The sequence below is a fragment of the Flavobacterium nitratireducens genome (assembly GCF_029625335.1).
Taxonomy (GTDB): domain Bacteria; phylum Bacteroidota; class Bacteroidia; order Flavobacteriales; family Flavobacteriaceae; genus Flavobacterium; species Flavobacterium nitratireducens.
In genome coordinates, this window is sequence record NZ_CP121111.1 from 1070591 (window position 1) to 1087943 (window position 17353).

Here is a 17353-nt window from a genome sequence, read left to right on the forward strand (position 1 = left end):
TTTAATTCATTTAGAAAGTTTCCTCCCCGATTTACATCGGGGGAAAAGCGTACATAAGCTTACGGATTATTAGTACTACTTGACTATGACATTACTGCCTTTACATCTATAGCCTATCAACGTGGTCATCTCCCACGATCCTTAAAAGAAATCTCATCTTGTGGTGGGTTTCGCGCTTATATGCTTTCAGCGCTTATCCCTTCCAAACGTAGCTACTCTGCAGTGCCCCTGGCGGGACAACAGATACACTAGAGGTTTGTCCAATTCGGTCCTCTCGTACTAGAATCAGATCCACTCAAATTTCTAACGCCCACAGTAGATAGAGACCGAACTGTCTCACGACGTTCTGAACCCAGCTCGCGTGCCACTTTAATGGGCGAACAGCCCAACCCTTGGGACCTTCTCCAGCCCCAGGATGTGACGAGCCGACATCGAGGTGCCAAACCCCCCGTCGATATGAGCTCTTGGGGGAGATCAGCCTGTTATCCCCGGCGTACCTTTTATCCTTTGAGCGATGGCCCTTCCATGCGGAACCACCGGATCACTATGCTCTACTTTCGTACCTGATCGACCTGTATGTCTCTCAGTCAAGCTCCCTTATGCCATTGCACTCTTCGCACGGTTACCAAGCGTACTGAGGGAACCTTTAGAAGCCTCCGTTACTCTTTTGGAGGCGACCACCCCAGTCAAACTACCCACCAAGCAATGTCCCCCGCAGTGCGGGGTTAGGCCTCAGATAAACAAAGGGTTGTATTTCAACAATGACTCCACAACGCCTGGCGACGCCACTTCACAGTCTCCAACCTATCCTACACATCATTTATCCAAGGTCAATACTAAGCTATAGTAAAGGTGCACAGGGTCTTTTCGTCCCACTGCGGGTAAACGGCATCTTCACCGTTACTACAATTTCACCGAGCTCATGGCTGAGACAGTGTCCAGATCGTTACACCATTCGTGCAGGTCGGAACTTACCCGACAAGGAATTTCGCTACCTTAGGACCGTTATAGTTACGGCCGCCGTTTACTGGGGCTTCAATTCAATGCTTCTCCGAAGATAACATCTCCTCTTAACCTTCCAGCACCGGGCAGGTGTCAGGCCCTATACTTCATCTTACGATTTTGCAGAGCCCTGTGTTTTTGATAAACAGTCGCCTGGACCTCTTCACTGCGGCCCTGATTACTCAGGGCGACCCTTCTCCCGAAGTTACGGGTCTATTTTGCCTAATTCCTTAGCCATGAATCTCTCGAGCACCTTAGAATTCTCATCCCAACTACCTGTGTCGGTTTACGGTACGGGTACTAAATACCTGAAGTTTAGAGGTTTTTCTTGGAAGCCCTTAGGCGCACTATCACTTCAACCGAAGTCTCTGTGTACTATCGTATTTCACCAGTTCCTGCGCATTTAACTACAGGACCTATAGCTAGGTACTTTAACGAACTATTCCGTCAGTTCGCGGCGCTTTCATCACTCCGTCACCCCATCACAGTATTTAGTAGTACGGGAATATTAACCCGTTGGCCATCGACTATCCCCTTCGGGTTCACCTTAGGTCCCGACTAACCCACAGCTGATTAGCATAGCTGTGGAAACCTTAGTCTTTCGGTGTGCGGGTTTCTCGCCCGCATTATCGTTACTTATGCCTACATTTTCTTTTCTAACCAGTCCAGCATGCTTTACAACACACCTTCAACCCTGTTAGAATGCTCCCCTACCACTTTGTATTACTACAAAATCCATAGCTTCGGTAATATGCTTATGCCCGATTATTATCCATGCTCGTCCGCTCGACTAGTGAGCTGTTACGCACTCTTTAAATGAATGGCTGCTTCCAAGCCAACATCCTAGCTGTCTGGGCAGACAAACCGCGTTCTTTCAACTTAGCATATATTTGGGGACCTTAGCTGATGGTCTGGGTTCTTTCCCTCTCGGACTTGGACCTTAGCACCCAAGCCCTCACTGCTGAGAAACATTATATAGCATTCGGAGTTTGTCAGGAATTGGTAGGCGGTGAAGCCCCCGCATCCAATCAGTAGCTCTACCTCTATATAACTTTATGCTCAGCGCTGCACCTAAATGCATTTCGGGGAGTACGAGCTATTTCCGAGTTTGATTGGCCTTTCACCCCTACCCACAGGTCATCCGAAGACTTTTCAACGTCAACCGGTTCGGTCCTCCACTGTGTGTTACCACAGCTTCAACCTGCCCATGGGTAGATCACACGGTTTCGCGTCTAACACTACTGACTAAAGCGCCCTATTCAGACTCGCTTTCGCTACGGATCCATACCTGAAGTACTTATCCTTGCCAGCAACGTTAACTCGTAGGCTCATTATGCAAAAGGCACGCCGTCACTTCACGAAGAAGCTCCGACCGCTTGTAAGCGTATGGTTTCAGGATCTATTTCACTCCGTTATTCACGGTTCTTTTCACCTTTCCTTCACAGTACTGGTTCACTATCGGTCTCTCAGGAGTATTTAGCCTTAGCGGATGGTCCCGCCAAATTCAGACAGGGTTTCACGTGCCCCGCCCTACTCAGGATACCACTATTCTTTACATTCATTACTTATACGAGGCTATCACTCTCTATGGCTCTACTTTCCAGTAAATTCTAATTCTTCATGCAAGAAATGTCGTGGTCCTACAACCCCAACATTGCCGTAACAACATTGGTTTGGGCTAATCCGCGTTCGCTCGCCACTACTTACGGAATCACTTTTGTTTTCTTCTCCTCCGCCTACTTAGATGTTTCAGTTCAGCGGGTTTGCCCACCTATCGGTGTACTATGTCTTCAACATAGTGGGTTGCCCCATTCGGATATCTACGGATCAAGTCTTGTGTGCAGATCCCCGTAGCTTTTCGCAGCTTATCACGTCCTTCTTCGCCTCTGAGAGCCTAGGCATCCCCCATACGCCCTTATTTTGCTTATTGTACTTATAATTATGCCTAATGATAAACATAATTACGTGTTCTTTCTACTTTTTTAATATTTTTATCTCAATATGTCAATGAACTTTAATCAGTATTAAGATTTTTGTATTAAGTATTAAGACTTATCCTAATACTTTGTACTCTTATCTTTGTACTTCTTGGTGGAGAATAACGGAGTCGAACCGTTGACCTCCTGCGTGCAAGGCAGGCGCTCTAGCCAGCTGAGCTAATCCCCCGTATCTAGTTGTCAGTTAACAGTTATAAGTTAACAGTTTTTTGAAACGGTTCACTTTAAGTGTAACTCAACCTCTAAAATTTCCTATTTAAGTTTAAAAAGTAGTCCCGGGCAGACTCGAACTGCCGACCCCTACATTATCAGTGTAGTACTCTAACCAGCTGAGCTACGAGACTCTGTTTTTTACTTAAATTCTTTATTCTTTTTTTTAAATTAACAGCAAGAGTAATACAATCTTAATTTTTGACCTTTAGTACCTTTTCATCTTTATCCTTAGCCTGCACTTGGCTAAAACTAAGGCTCTAGAAAGGAGGTGTTCCAGCCGCACCTTCCGGTACGGCTACCTTGTTACGACTTAGCCCTAGTTACCAGTTTTACCCTAGGCAGCTCCTTGCGGTCACCGACTTCAGGCACCCCCAGCTTCCATGGCTTGACGGGCGGTGTGTACAAGGCCCGGGAACGTATTCACCGGATCATGGCTGATATCCGATTACTAGCGATTCCAGCTTCACGGAGTCGAGTTGCAGACTCCGATCCGAACTGTGACCGGCTTTATAGATTCGCTCCTGGTCGCCCAGTGGCTGCTCTCTGTACCGGCCATTGTAGCACGTGTGTAGCCCAAGGCGTAAGGGCCGTGATGATTTGACGTCATCCCCACCTTCCTCACAGTTTGCACTGGCAGTCTCGTTAGAGTTCCCGACATGACTCGCTGGCAACTAACAACAGGGGTTGCGCTCGTTATAGGACTTAACCTGACACCTCACGGCACGAGCTGACGACAACCATGCAGCACCTTGTAAATTGTCTTGCGAAAGTTCTGTTTCCAAAACGGTCAATCTACATTTAAGCCTTGGTAAGGTTCCTCGCGTATCATCGAATTAAACCACATGCTCCACCGCTTGTGCGGGCCCCCGTCAATTCCTTTGAGTTTCAGGCTTGCGCCCGTACTCCCCAGGTGGGATACTTATCACTTTCGCTTAGCCACTGAAGTTGCCCCCAACAGCTAGTATCCATCGTTTACGGCGTGGACTACCAGGGTATCTAATCCTGTTCGCTCCCCACGCTTTCGTCCATCAGCGTCAATCAATTAGTAGTAACCTGCCTTCGCAATTGGTATTCCATGTAATCTCTAAGCATTTCACCGCTACACTACATATTCTAGTTACTTCCTAATAATTCAAGTCTAGCAGTATCAATGGCCGTTCCACCGTTGAGCGATGGGCTTTCACCACTGACTTACTAAACCGCCTACGGACCCTTTAAACCCAATGATTCCGGATAACGCTTGGATCCTCCGTATTACCGCGGCTGCTGGCACGGAGTTAGCCGATCCTTATTCTTACGATACCGTCAAGACATTACACGTAATGTTGTTTCTTCTCGTACAAAAGCAGTTTACAATCCATAGGACCGTCATCCTGCACGCGGCATGGCTGGTTCAGACTTGCGTCCATTGACCAATATTCCTCACTGCTGCCTCCCGTAGGAGTCTGGTCCGTGTCTCAGTACCAGTGTGGGGGATCTCCCTCTCAGGACCCCTACCCATCGTAGCCATGGTAAGCCGTTACCTTACCATCTAGCTAATGGGACGCATGCTCATCTTTCACCGTTGGAACTTTAATAGTGGTTTCATGCGAAACTGCTATACTATGAGGTATTAATCCAAATTTCTCTGGGCTATCCCTCTGTGAAAGGTAGATTGCATACGCGTTACGCACCCGTGCGCCGGTCTCTGCCGATAAATCGGCATACCCCTCGACTTGCATGTGTTAAGCCTGCCGCTAGCGTTCATCCTGAGCCAGGATCAAACTCTTCATCGTATATTGTTTGAACTTATAAAAGTTCTTGTTTTATATTGACTCCAAGTTACTATCGGTTTATTCAAATCTCGCGATTCTATTACTCTTATTTTTTTTGTCCCGTTTTTAAAACGAGACGGCTGTCAATTCAATATGTCTAGGAACGTGTCTTTTTGTTTTTCGCTTGTCTCTCAAAGCGGCTGCAAAACTACAACTTATTTCTTTACTCACAAGTAAAATTTAAAGTTTTTTTTTCGATTTATTTACCGAAACTTAACTCCTTTTCTCTTGTCAATATCTCAAATAACTTTGCGTGTTTTGCGGGGTGCAAATGTAAATCGCTTTTTCAAATCTCACAAGCTTTTTTCAAACTTTTTTTTCAAACTTTCGTCCGAATCATTCTTCTTAGCCTGCCAGTATTTAATAGAACGTTTTCGCTGTTGCGGGTGCAAAAGTAGAACCTTTATTCGATTAAACAAGTACTTTTCAAAACTATTTTGGGTTTATTTTTTAATCAACTGATAACATGAAGTTTAATTTTTAAGAAATTTTCGGTTTTGTAGGAATTTGGAGTTTTAGACATTATTTTAACCGCAAAGGACACAAAGGAAGCACTAAGAACACTAAGGTTTTTGTACTATTAAATATAGTAAAAAAGGCTTTTTAACCGCAAAGAACACAAAGGAAGCACTAAGAACACTAAGGTTTTTACTCAATATATAATGACATAAAAGTGAAATTTACCGCAAAGAGCACAAAGGAAGCACGAAGTTTACTAAGGATTTTACATTATATATATAGTAGAGATATTATTTCTAGCAATCACCCTAGCCCTGACCTGCCTGCCGGCAAGGCATGTAGCAGTGAAAATCCTTGCTTGCCAGTGTTTGGCAAGCAAGATTGAAGCGGATAGCAGGAAAGAGCTCCTGAAAAAACAAATAAAAAACCCGCCACAACGAATTGAGACGGGTTGTAATGATAAAAAAACTACTCTTTATTATTTAGTAGAAAATTTGAAAGCCGTTTTTGTTTTATATGTTTCCCCAGGATTTAAAACCGTCGTTGGGAAATCTTTTTGGTTTGGAGAATCTGGATAATGTTGCGTTTCTAAACAAAGACCTGTTCTGTGTGCATACGTTTTACCATCTCTTGTAGGCAAAGTACCATCTAAGAAATTACCTGTGTACAACTGGATTCCAGGTTCGTCTGTGTAAACCTCCATAACTCTACCGCTTGTTGGTTCGTAAACTGAAGCTGCAAAACGGAAACCTTTGTCTTGATTGTTCAACACCCAGCAGTGGTCATAACCTTTACCTCTTTTTAATTGCTCATTAGCAACTCCTATTTCTTTACCAATCGCTTTTGGTTTTCTAAAGTCAAATGGCGTATTAGCTACATCGTCTAATTTTCCTGTTGGAATCAATGTTTCATAAACTGGAACCAATTTATCAGCATCAATAGTGATTACATTATCCAAAATAGTTTTTGTAAAATCGCCTGAAAGGTTGAAATAAGAATGTTGCGTTAAGTTCAATACTGTTTTTTTATCTGTAGTAGCTTCGTAATCTACTTCCAAAGTATTATCTGCTTTTAAAGTATAGGTAACAAAAACCGTTAAGTTTCCAGGAAAACCTTCTTCCATATCTTTTGAAAGGTATTTTAATTTCAAAACTCCATAAGTTCCTCCTTTTGCTTCAACAGCAGTCCAAATCACTTTATGAAACCCTAATGGTCCACCATGCAAACTATTTGGCCCGTCATTAGCCGCTAATTTATACTCTTTTCCATCCAAAGTAAATTTAGCTTTACCAATACGATTACCATATCTACCAATTAAAGCCCCGAAATAAGGATTATCTGGACGTGCTAACTTAGCCATCACATAAAGTTAAGAAATAATCTTAATTTTAACCTATGAAACAAGTCCTCAAAATTTATGACAAAGCTTTTAAAGAAAAAGCCGTTCAATTGAGTTATGAGAGAACAAATGTATCAGAACTCGCCAGAGAGTTGGGAATCACAGCACCACAGTTGTATAAATGGCGTAAAGAGTTCGAGGAATTTGGAGAAGGAAGTTTTCCTGGGAAAGGAAATTTAAAACTCACTCCCGAGCAAGAAAAAATTCACGAACTAAAGAAAAAACTCAAAGATGCCGAGTTAGAACGTGATATATTAAAAAAAGCAATCGGCATTTTTTCCAAGAGCGGTCGATGATTTATAGTTTCATAAAAAGCAATGAACAACTATTCCCGATCGAAAAAATGTGCAAAGTTCTAAAAGTGAGCAGCGGAAGTTATTACCGATGGAAAAAACAAGCAGTCACAGCAAGACAACAACTAAAAATTGCCATAAAAGAACAGATAACATTGATTTATTTTGGAGCCAAACAAAGATATGGAAGTCCTAGAATAGCATTGGAACTGCAGTATTTAGGTTATAAAGTTTCACGAATTACAGTTGCAAAATATATAAAAGAACTTGGCTTACGAAGCAAATTAAGCAAGAAGTTCAAAGTTACAACCAACTCAAATCATAATTATTTAGTTGTCGAAAATGTATTAAACAGAGAGTTTATTGTAAAAATGCCTTCAAAAGTTTGGGTTTCGGATATTACATATATCCAAACTAAAGAGGGTTTTGTATACCTGACCACTATTATGGATTTATACGACAGAAAAATTATCGGTTGGAGTTTGAGTGACGGAATGAATACAGAAGAAACTACGCTTGGAGCTTGGAAAATGGCGGTTAAAAACCGAGATATTGATCAAGGTTTGATTTTTCATTCTGACAGAGGTGTTCAATATGCCAGTAAAAAGTTTGTAAATGTTCTTGATTCCTATAAAAAAATAACCCGCAGTATGAGTCGTAAAGGAAATTGCTGGGATAATGCTGTGGCGGAAAGCTTCTTCAAATCTTTGAAAACGGAATTAATTTAGGGGAACAAACTGATTTCTAAAGAACAGATGAAACTGGAAATCTTTGAATATATTGAAATTTGGTACAACAGAAAAAGGAGACATTCCACTTTGAATTATGCAACTATTGAAGAATTTAACAATCAAATTAATTACAAAAATGTAGCTTAACTTAATGTGCCGTTTTTGTTTGCATATCCACAGAATGTTTTTATGCGTATTTGGAATAAAAGAGAAAATCTTAAAGATGATTTTGTACTAACAAATTTGTTGTATAAATCTGTTTACAATGAATTCATAGATCATTATCGCACACAAAAATCATTTTATCCACTAGAAAAAAAATATATTGATGCATTGAATACTATTGTAGAAACGGATGACGAACATTCGTTAGAAAGAATCATCAAATTAGTTAAGCGGGAGATTCAAAATTTGCCACCTAAATGCCGTGAGATATTCTTGCTCAGTAAAGAAGAGGGACTTACTAATATTGAAATTGCTGAATACAAAAATGTTTCCATAAAATCAGTTGAAGCCCATATAACAAAGGCCTTCACAATTTTACGTAATTCAATTGGTGATAAAACCGATATTTATCTATTCTTAGCCTTTAGATAATTCATATTATTGAATTTTTACAAAACCAAACTAATCAATAAAAATTCTACACTTAAATTGTTCAAAAACAAAAATGTTTTCAAAACACTAATTAATTATGATACTTTTTAATAAGTGTTTATATTTACACCAAAATAATCTAACAAGATGCTAAACAGTTATAGTTCTGAAGACAAAGTGCTACTTTCAGTAGATTGTATCATTTTTGGATTTGATAATGAAGGACTTAAGATTCTTCTCATCAAAAGAGATTTTGAACCCGAAAAAGGCAAATTGTCTTTGATGGGTGGTTTCCTAAAAAAAGAAGAATCCCTAAATGACGCTGCTACCCGTGTTTTAAATCATTATACAGGTTTACAAAACATATACATGGAGCAGTTATATTCTTATAGTGAAGTAGATCGTGACCCTGTAGAAAGAACCATTTCTGTTGCTTACTATGCCCTAATTAATATTGAAAATCATAATACAGAATTAATCAAAAATTATCACGCTGAATGGTTCAATATTTCCCATATGCCAAAATTAATTTTTGACCATAACGAAATGGTTGCGCATGCCATGCGTAGACTACGTTATAGAACTTCCACTAAACCAGTAAGTTTTGAACTCTTACCAGAAAAATTCACTATGCGTCAATTGCTAGAATTATACGAAGCCATCTTAGACAAAGAACTGGACAAAAGAAATTTTATTAGTAAGATTAATTCACTTGACATATTAGTGAAACTCAACGAAAAAGATATGTTATCGTCCAGAAAAGGCTCTTATCTTTATAAATTTGATAAAGAAAAATACGATGCAAAATCACTTAATAACTTTGCATTAAACTTATAAAAGATCTTTTTTTCTAAAATAATAAAAACCGTCCCAATAGCTATCAGGACGGTTTTTTCGTTTTTGTTTTTGTTTTTAGTTAACTACTACAAGATATAATCAGTATTAATAAAATTAGATTCTTTATTATTTAACAATTCTTGTAATATTTCGTTATTGTAAGCATTATCTTTAGAAGCCACAAAGGTTCTAATAGAAAATGAACGTAAAGCGTCAAAAACACTAAGGGTACCTACCGCAGAATCCTTGCGACCTGTAAATGGGTACACGTCTGGTCCACGTTGGCAAGAACTATTTAAGTTAACTCTACACACTAAATTCACTAGCACATCAATAAGTGGAGCTAATGTTTTACTGTCTTTTCCAAATAAACTCACTTGCTGACCATAATTTGATTCAGCCATATCGTTTAATGGTTCTTGAATATCCTTAAAAGTCATAATTGGAACCACTGGCCCAAATTGTTCTTCGTGATACACTCTCATTTCTTTATTCACAGGGAACAAAACAGCAGGAAAAATATAATTTTCAGATACTTGTCCACCTTTGGCATTAATAATCGTAGCACCTTTGCTAGTTGCATCATCGATTAAGCCTTGTATATATCCTGGTTTTTCTACCTCTGGTAGTGGGGTTAATGAAACTGATTTGTCCCAAGGATTTCCATAAACCAACTCATCAACAGCCTTAGAAAATCTTTTATTAAATTCTTCAGCTATTGATTCATGAACGTATAAAACTTTTAAAGCTGTACAACGCTGACCGTTGAAAGACAATGTTCCCGTAATACATTCAGATATAGTTAAATCTAAATCGGCATCTGGTAAAATAATCGCTGGATTTTTAGCTTCTAATCCTAATACCAAACGCAATCTGTTTTTATTAGGGTGTTGATCTTGTAAAGCAATGGCGGATTTACTATTTCCAATTAATGCCAGAATATCAATTTTTCCTGATTTCATAATTGGAGAGGCAATTTCCCTACCTCTACCGTAAACAATGTTTATTGCTCCTTTTGGGAAACTAGTTTGAAAAGCTTCTAATAAAGGAGAAATTAATAAAACTCCGTTTTTAGCTGGCTTAAATATTACTGGATTCCCCATAATTAAAGCCGGAATCAATAATGAAAAAGTTTCATTTAACGGATAATTGTAAGGACCTAAACACAATACAACTCCTATTGGACCTCTACGAATCATTGCATTTACACCTTGACTTTTGGTAAAATGCGCATTGCTTCGGTCTAATTGTTTGTAATGTTCAATCGTATCGTAGATATAATCAACTGTTCTATCGAATTCTTTTTGAGAATCACCTAATGATTTCCCAATTTCCCACATCAACAACTTAACTACTTCTTCACGAGTCGTTTTCATTTTTGACACGAAATTTTCCATACATTTAATGCGATCAGCCACTTTCATTGTAGGCCATAATCCTTGCCCTTTATTAAAAGCATTGCTCGCAGATTCCACCACTTCTTGTGCTTCTGCTTCACCCATAAAAGGAATTGTCCCTAATAAAGTAGGTGCATATTCTTCTGTTGAAGATATCGTAGAATAAACCTCTGTAGTTTTTCCGGTCCATTTTTTCAATTCGCCGTTTACTAAATAGGTATCTTGATGTAATAATGTTTTTATCTTAAATTCTTCCGGGATTGAATTCATCTAAATTTTGTTTTGTTGTTGTTAGTTCGTTAACTTATTTATGTGTTTTTTTAGATTACTTCACCTTCCCATTCAAGCATACCGCCTAATAAATTGTAGGTATTATCAAATCCTAATTCATTCATTATTTCGCAAGCTTTTGCACTTCTAGCACCTGAACGACAATAGATATAATAATTTTTACTCTTATCTAATTTTTCAATTTCAGAAATAAATCCTTGCCCTTGATGAATATCAATATTAATGGCATTAGGAATAATTCCTTCATCGCATTCAGCTTCTGTTCTTACGTCTAATATTACTGCATTCCCATCTTCCTCGAGTTGAGCAATCCAATCTTCTTGTGTTAAATTCATAATACTGTTCTGTTTTTTTGTAAAATTACGATGTTTTTGCTATAAATTAGCCTTTGAAATTTGAAATAGCAAATATTTTAAAGAAAACGTTTTAGTGAAGAACTTATACCAACAAAACTAAGAATACCCTATAATTTTATTAAAAACTAACTCGATATTATCATTTTGAATAGAATATTCTCAATTTAACTTTTTCCTAACACACAGAAAACATTGAATAACTACCATCAAATTTTAACTACTTTTACAAAAGTCTTAGCTTTTTTAGAAAAATAACGAAATATCGACAAGATTTAGCTTCTACAAACACAATACACATGGCAACAGAAACACCAAATATTAAAAACGCATTTCCCAATTTTTCGAATGAATTAATACAGGAAATTGAAGCCAACTCCTCTTTACAATACTTCAAAGCGGGTGATGTTATCATGCGAACAGGCCAATACATCAAAAGTACCATGCTAATCCTTAAAGGACAATTAAAAATCTATCGAGAAGGAGATGATGGCGAAGAGTTTTTAATGTATTATTTACAACCCGGACAAGCTTGTGCCATCTCTTTAATTTGTTCAACAAAAAACCAAACGAGTCAAATTACAGCAAAGGTTGTTGAAGATGTTGAGGCCGTTACTTTTCCCCTATCCTTAATGGATAAATGGATGATGAATCATCGCTCTTGGTATGAATTTGTAATTTACACCTATAGAACCCGATTTGAAGAAGTACTAGAAGTAATTGATAACATCGCTTTTAGAGCAATGGACGAACGATTAGAATTTTATTTAAAGCGACATGCAAAAGCGTGCGGTTGCAAAGAAATCAATCTTTCACACCAAGAAATTGCTATCGAATTAAACACTTCCAGAGAGGTAGTTTCCCGCCTTTTAAAAAAAATGGAACAACGCGGTTTATTGCGATTACATCGAAACCAAATTGAACTTTTTATATAAAAAAGCTTCGTGTGACAAATGTTACTGTAATCAACCGAAATACATCCAACCTTTGTAAAAAATTACAAGATGGAATATTTCGGATATATTGCTTCAATCATAATTGGACTTTCATTAGGATTAATTGGCGGAGGAGGTTCAATACTCACGATTCCTATTTTAGTTTACTTATTTAAAGTCGACCCTGAATTAGCCACCAGTTATTCCCTATTCATTGTAGGTACTACCGCATTATACGGAGGATTCAGTCACTACAAACTTGGTAATCTAAAATTAAAAACGGCGCTATACTTTGCGATTCCTTCTGTGTTTTCCATATTGATAATCAGAGAAGTAATTTTTCCTAAAATTGCCAATACGCTATTTACCATCGCATCTTATGCTGTGTCTAAAAACTTATTAATCATGATTGTGTTTGCCATACTCATGATTAGCGCTTCCATTTCGATGATTAAGAAAACTAAAAATGAAGATCGTCCAAATAAAACAAATTATCCTCAACTTGCCTTTATAGGCTTTCTAGTAGGCATTGTAACCGGTTTCTTAGGAGCTGGAGGTGGTTTTTTAATTATTCCTGCATTGTTATTCTTTGCTAATTTGCCCATGAAACAAGCAGTTGGAACTTCGCTGCTCATTATCTTTATCAACTCTGCAATAGGTTTTGTAGGTGACTTATACATCAATACCCCAATAGACTATCGTTTTTTGTTTTCAATAACCGCCATGGCTTTTATTGGAATGTTCGTTGGAATTTTACTATCTAAAAGAATTGACGGCACAAAACTAAAACCGATTTTTGGTTGGTTTGTATTAGTAATGGGAATTTATATTATACTCAAAGAAATCATTCTATAATCGTAAAGGATTTATATAAAAGTAAACAACAAACCCTAATATTTCCCAAAAGAGCCAATCTAACTACGGTTAAAATTGGCTCTTTTACTTTTACATTTAATGCTAATGTTCTCCATATCCTACATCATCCATTTTTCCACTAAATACTTTATACTGAATAAAAAAATAGCCAATAACTAACAATATAGCAACTGCAAACCAATACACACCTACTGATAAAGCATAATCACCATTGGCAACATTATAAATAGTTAACGATGGATTCACTTTATTAGTCGAAGGCAAAACTTCGGGAAAAATAGAAGCCGTTGTAGAAGTAAATCCTCCAACAAGGAAAAGACTCGAAAACAGGAATCCTGTTCCGTCTTTTTTGAATGTTCTCACTTTAAAAAGTCCAAACAAACCCACAAATGTGATTATTGGAAAAATAAAAAGCAATGGATTATTGATAAAATTATGGAAAGGTTCTTTCTCAATAATATGCCAAACAGATATTGACACAACTACCAAAACTAGTAGTACAAAATTCAATTTGTAAACCAATTGTCTTAATTGTTCATTTAAAGAAGAATTGGTTTTATAGATAATCCAATTGGCCCCATGAATCATTAATGACACCACACTTACAACGCCCAGAAAGAGTGTAAACCAATCTATAATTCCAAGTTCGGCCGCTTCAGGACTAAAACTAGGATTCCACAAAGGCAAAAAGAAAAAATGAGGTTCCTGCGTAGAAACACCATTTACAACCATTCCTAGATTTACCCCACGAACAACATTTCCCAACGCCATCCCAAAAAACAAAGCCAATAACAAACTGGCTATCCCAAAAGCTTTATCCCAAACTGCTTCCCACATTGCATTGTGAATTTGCCCACGCAATTCTAATCCTACGGCTCTAAAAATTAACAGCCATAAAATCATCATCAAAGGCAAATAAAACCCGCTAAAAGAAGCAGCATATAATGTTGGAAAGGCATAAAACAAAACCCCTCCGCCTGCAATCAACCAAACTTCATTGGCATCCCAAAAAGGACCAATAGCATTGGTAATTGCTTTTTTATCTTTTTCAGTTTTAGCAAAAAACAAATGAATAATCCCAGCTCCAAAATCGTAGCCATCTAATACTAAATAGGTTGCTAAAATGCCTATCAATACAATATACCAAAAGAATTCCATCGTTTATTTTTTTACTGGTTCTGGACCGTGATAAATAATTTTTCCAACTAAAATTGCAAATAACATTCCTAACAAAGCATATAAACCTACAAAGCCCATTAAGGTAAATAAAGTATTCCCAGAGGAGACTGTTGGCGATGCACCATCCGCAGTACGCAACAAATCATATACTAACCAAGGTTGTCTTCCTAACTCAGCTGTATACCAACCTGTGGTATTCGCAATATAAGGAAAGGGCATTAGAAACATAAATGCCCACAAAAGCCATTTGGTTTCAAACAATTTTTTTTGGCTTAATTGAAAAGCTGCCAATACCATCACTCCAATAAAAAGTGTCCCTAAACCTACCATAATATGATAAGCATAATACAATCCTGAAATATTGGTGGGATGAACATCTACAGGAAATTGATCCAAGCCTTTTACCTCTGTATCCCAATTCCCATAAGTCAAAAAACTCAGCACATTAGGAACAGCAATCTTGTTATCTAATTTTTTATCTTTTACATCGGGTTGCCCGATTAATACAATCTCGGCTCCTTTTTTTCTGTATGAAAAATTCCCTCCATGGCTGCAAATGTTACGGGTTGATGTTTCACAACATTTTTAGCCAATAAATCACCTGTAGGCATTGCTACAATGAGACTAGAAATCAATCCAAAGACAACTCCTGTTTTCAAGAACAATTTTCCATAGGAAACATTCTTATTCCATAAAATGTAAAATGCTCCAATACCTGCCACTACAAATGAACTGGTCACTAACGAAGCTGCCTGATTGTGCAAGTAGGATGGCCATAGCCAAACATTGGTAAACAAAGCTTCAAAGTTATTGAGTACAAATTTTCCATTTTCTAGAACTTCATAACCCACAGGGTGTTGCATCCAGGAATGCGTTGCAATGATTAAAAAACCACTAGCCCATGATCCTAAACAAATCAATAATCCGGTTACAAAATGCCATCGATGCCCGAGAATCTTTTCTCCAAATAAAAACATCCCTAAGAAGGACGATTCTAAAAAGAAAGAAAACATACCTTCCATAGCAAGGGTTTGTCCAATAATCCCTCCTGTAAGTTCTGAAAATTTAGCCCAATTTGTTCCAAATTGAAATTCCATTGGAATTCCTGTCACAACCCCCATTGCAAAATTTAGAGCGAAGACTTTCATCCAAAAATGAGTGGCTTTGTTATAATGTGGGTCGTTAGTTTTTAGATACTTCCATTTGAAATAAACAACAATTAACGAAAGTCCCATTGTTAACTGTGGAAATAAGTAGTGAAAGGTAATCGTAAATGCAAATTGCATGCGATCATAAAAGAGCATTTCTTCCATAGGAAAGACATTTTTTGATACCACAAATTTAACCTAAACGCCCCAAAATTTGCATAAAAAAAGACTCAAAATTCGGATTTTAACTTTTTATAACAAAAAATGCAAAATAGCCCTTTTGTGTAACTTTAGTCACCAGATGGACTAAGCAGAAGCTTTACCTTTGTATGTATAATTAAAAATAAAATTGCTATGAAAATAGAACAAATATACACTGGATGTCTTGCTCAAGGAGCCTATTACATCACTTCTAATGGCGAAGCGGCCATAATTGACCCCTTACGTGAAGTTCAACCTTATTTAGATCGTTTAGAACGTGATAATGTAAAACTAAAATACATTTTTGAAACGCATTTCCATGCCGATTTCGTTTCTGGACATTTAGACTTAAGTAAAGCAACTGGTGCTCCTATTGTTTATGGCCCCACTGCTCAACCTGAATTTGAAGCGGTAATCGCGACTGATGGTCAGGAATTTCAAATAGGTACAATCAAAATAAAAGTGTTACACACTCCAGGACACACAATGGAAAGTGCTACATTTTTACTACTTGATGAAAAAGGAAAAGAATATGCTATTTTCTCTGGAGACACATTGTTTATTGGTGATGTTGGTCGTCCTGACTTGGCTCAAAAGGCAGCACATATGACTCAGGAACAATTAGCAGCCACTTTATACCATTCGTTAAGAGATAAAATCATGACTTTACCTGATGAAGTGATTGTATATCCTGCTCACGGTGCAGGAAGTGCTTGTGGCAAAAACATGAGCAAAGAAACGGTTTCTACCATTGGCAATCAAAAAGCTACGAATTATGCTTTAAGAGCTAATATGACAGAGGCCGAATTCATTAAAGAAGTAACCGACGGCTTATTGCCTCCTCCAGCCTATTTCGGGATGAATGTTGCCATGAACAAACAAGGTTATGAAAGTTTTGAAAATGTTCTCAATCAAGGAATGGTTGCTATTCCTGTAGCTGATTTTGAAGCGATTGCTGATGAAAGTGGCGCTTTAATTTTAGATACCCGTAAAAATGCTGTATTTGCGAAAGGTTTTATACCCCAGTCAATCAATATTGGAATCGAAGGCGATTTTGCTCCTTGGGTAGGTGCTTTAATTGCTGATGTAAGACAACCTATTATTCTAGTAACCGAAATTGATCAAGAAGAAGAAACAGTTACGCGTTTGAGCCGCGTAGGTTTTGACAATATCCTTGGGCATCTTGACGGAGGATTTGAAGCTTGGAAAAAAGCAGGCAAAGAAATTGATACGGTTCACAGAATTACAGCGGATGAATTTGCTAATGAAGTAAATATAGGAGAAAACACCATCATTGATGTACGAAAAGAAAGCGAATATGCCGCCGAACACGTTGAAGATGCCTATTCTAAACCTTTGGCTTACATCAACGATTGGATTAAAGATATTAATCCGAAAGAACCGTTTTATTTACATTGTGCTGGTGGTTATCGTAGTATGATAGCTGCATCTATTTTGCAAGCAAGAGGTTTTAGAAATTTCACCGAAATTGAAGGTGGTTTTAATGCTATCGCTAAAACTTCAATCCCAAAAACAGATTTTGTTTGCCAAAGTAAAACATTAAACACATAAATACTTGATTTAAAACGGATTAATCCGTAAATTTATAGTAATCGGTTTTGCATTTTAAC

The 17353-nt window shown here is 37.7% G+C and carries 8 protein-coding genes, 2 tRNA genes, 2 rRNA genes and 3 pseudogenes; 6 read left to right on the plus strand and 9 right to left on the minus strand.

What is annotated here, in order from left to right:
- Positions 1-49 precede the first annotated feature (49 nt).
- The 5 genes and pseudogenes from P5P90_RS05050 to P5P90_RS05070 form a co-directional block, all read right to left on the minus strand.
- Positions 50-2932: ribosomal RNA gene (locus P5P90_RS05050) — 23S ribosomal RNA — on the minus strand.
- A gap of 159 nt (positions 2933-3091) precedes the next feature.
- A tRNA-Ala gene (locus P5P90_RS05055) sits at positions 3092-3168 on the minus strand.
- A 101-nt stretch (positions 3169-3269) separates the two neighbouring features.
- Positions 3270-3343: transfer RNA gene (locus tag P5P90_RS05060), tRNA-Ile, on the minus strand.
- Between the two features lie 130 nt (positions 3344-3473).
- A 16S ribosomal RNA gene (locus P5P90_RS05065) occupies positions 3474-4987 on the minus strand.
- Together the 16S and 23S rRNA genes with 2 tRNA genes alongside form the textbook arrangement of a ribosomal RNA operon.
- Before the next feature lie 976 nt (positions 4988-5963).
- Positions 5964-6821, minus strand: a pseudogene (locus tag P5P90_RS05070) (aldose epimerase family protein); the annotation flags it as partial.
- Between the two features lie 59 nt (positions 6822-6880).
- On the opposite strand from P5P90_RS05070, the pseudogene P5P90_RS05075 reads away from it, so the two are divergent.
- From P5P90_RS05075 to P5P90_RS05085, 3 genes and pseudogenes are all read left to right on the plus strand, one after another.
- Positions 6881-8055: pseudogene (locus P5P90_RS05075) on the plus strand (IS3 family transposase).
- A 42-nt stretch (positions 8056-8097) separates the two neighbouring features.
- Positions 8098-8505 (plus strand): sigma-70 family RNA polymerase sigma factor, encoded by a 408-nt coding sequence (locus tag P5P90_RS05080; protein WP_278036109.1) that lies wholly within the window; start codon positions 8098-8100, stop codon positions 8503-8505.
- A gap of 147 nt (positions 8506-8652) precedes the next feature.
- Positions 8653-9342, plus strand: coding sequence for an NUDIX hydrolase (locus P5P90_RS05085; protein ID WP_278036110.1), 690 nt, complete (start codon positions 8653-8655; stop codon positions 9340-9342).
- Between the two features lie 86 nt (positions 9343-9428).
- Here the strand turns inward: P5P90_RS05085 and P5P90_RS05090 are convergent, their stop codons facing one another.
- Positions 9429-11009, minus strand: coding sequence for an NADP-dependent glyceraldehyde-3-phosphate dehydrogenase (locus P5P90_RS05090; protein WP_278036111.1), 1581 nt, complete (start codon positions 11007-11009; stop codon positions 9429-9431).
- Between the two features lie 50 nt (positions 11010-11059).
- Positions 11060-11365: a rhodanese-like domain-containing protein gene (locus P5P90_RS05095; protein WP_278036112.1), complete on the minus strand. Its 306-nt coding sequence runs from the start codon at positions 11363-11365 to the stop codon at positions 11060-11062.
- Positions 11366-11682: 317 nt separating this feature from the next.
- On the opposite strand from P5P90_RS05095, the gene P5P90_RS05100 reads away from it, so the two are divergent.
- Positions 11683-12318 (plus strand): Crp/Fnr family transcriptional regulator, encoded by a 636-nt coding sequence (locus tag P5P90_RS05100; RefSeq protein WP_278036113.1) that lies wholly within the window; start codon positions 11683-11685, stop codon positions 12316-12318.
- 69 nt (positions 12319-12387) lie between these two features.
- Complete coding sequence (locus tag P5P90_RS05105; RefSeq protein WP_278036114.1) at positions 12388-13173, plus strand: sulfite exporter TauE/SafE family protein; 786 nt, start codon at positions 12388-12390, stop codon at positions 13171-13173.
- 102 nt (positions 13174-13275) lie between these two features.
- On the opposite strand, the gene cydB is transcribed toward P5P90_RS05105, so the two are convergent.
- Positions 13276-14352, minus strand: a complete 1077-nt coding sequence (cydB, locus tag P5P90_RS05110; protein ID WP_278036115.1) for a cytochrome d ubiquinol oxidase subunit II — start codon at positions 14350-14352, stop codon at positions 13276-13278.
- A gap of 3 nt (positions 14353-14355) precedes the next feature.
- Positions 14356-15686 (minus strand): annotated as a pseudogene (locus P5P90_RS05115) (cytochrome ubiquinol oxidase subunit I).
- A gap of 189 nt (positions 15687-15875) precedes the next feature.
- Here P5P90_RS05115 and P5P90_RS05120 point away from each other — a divergent pair.
- Positions 15876-17294 carry an MBL fold metallo-hydrolase gene (locus P5P90_RS05120; RefSeq protein ID WP_278036116.1) on the plus strand — a complete coding sequence of 473 codons (1419 nt, stop codon included), beginning with the start codon at positions 15876-15878 and terminating at the stop codon, positions 17292-17294.
- Positions 17295-17353 lie beyond the last annotated feature (59 nt).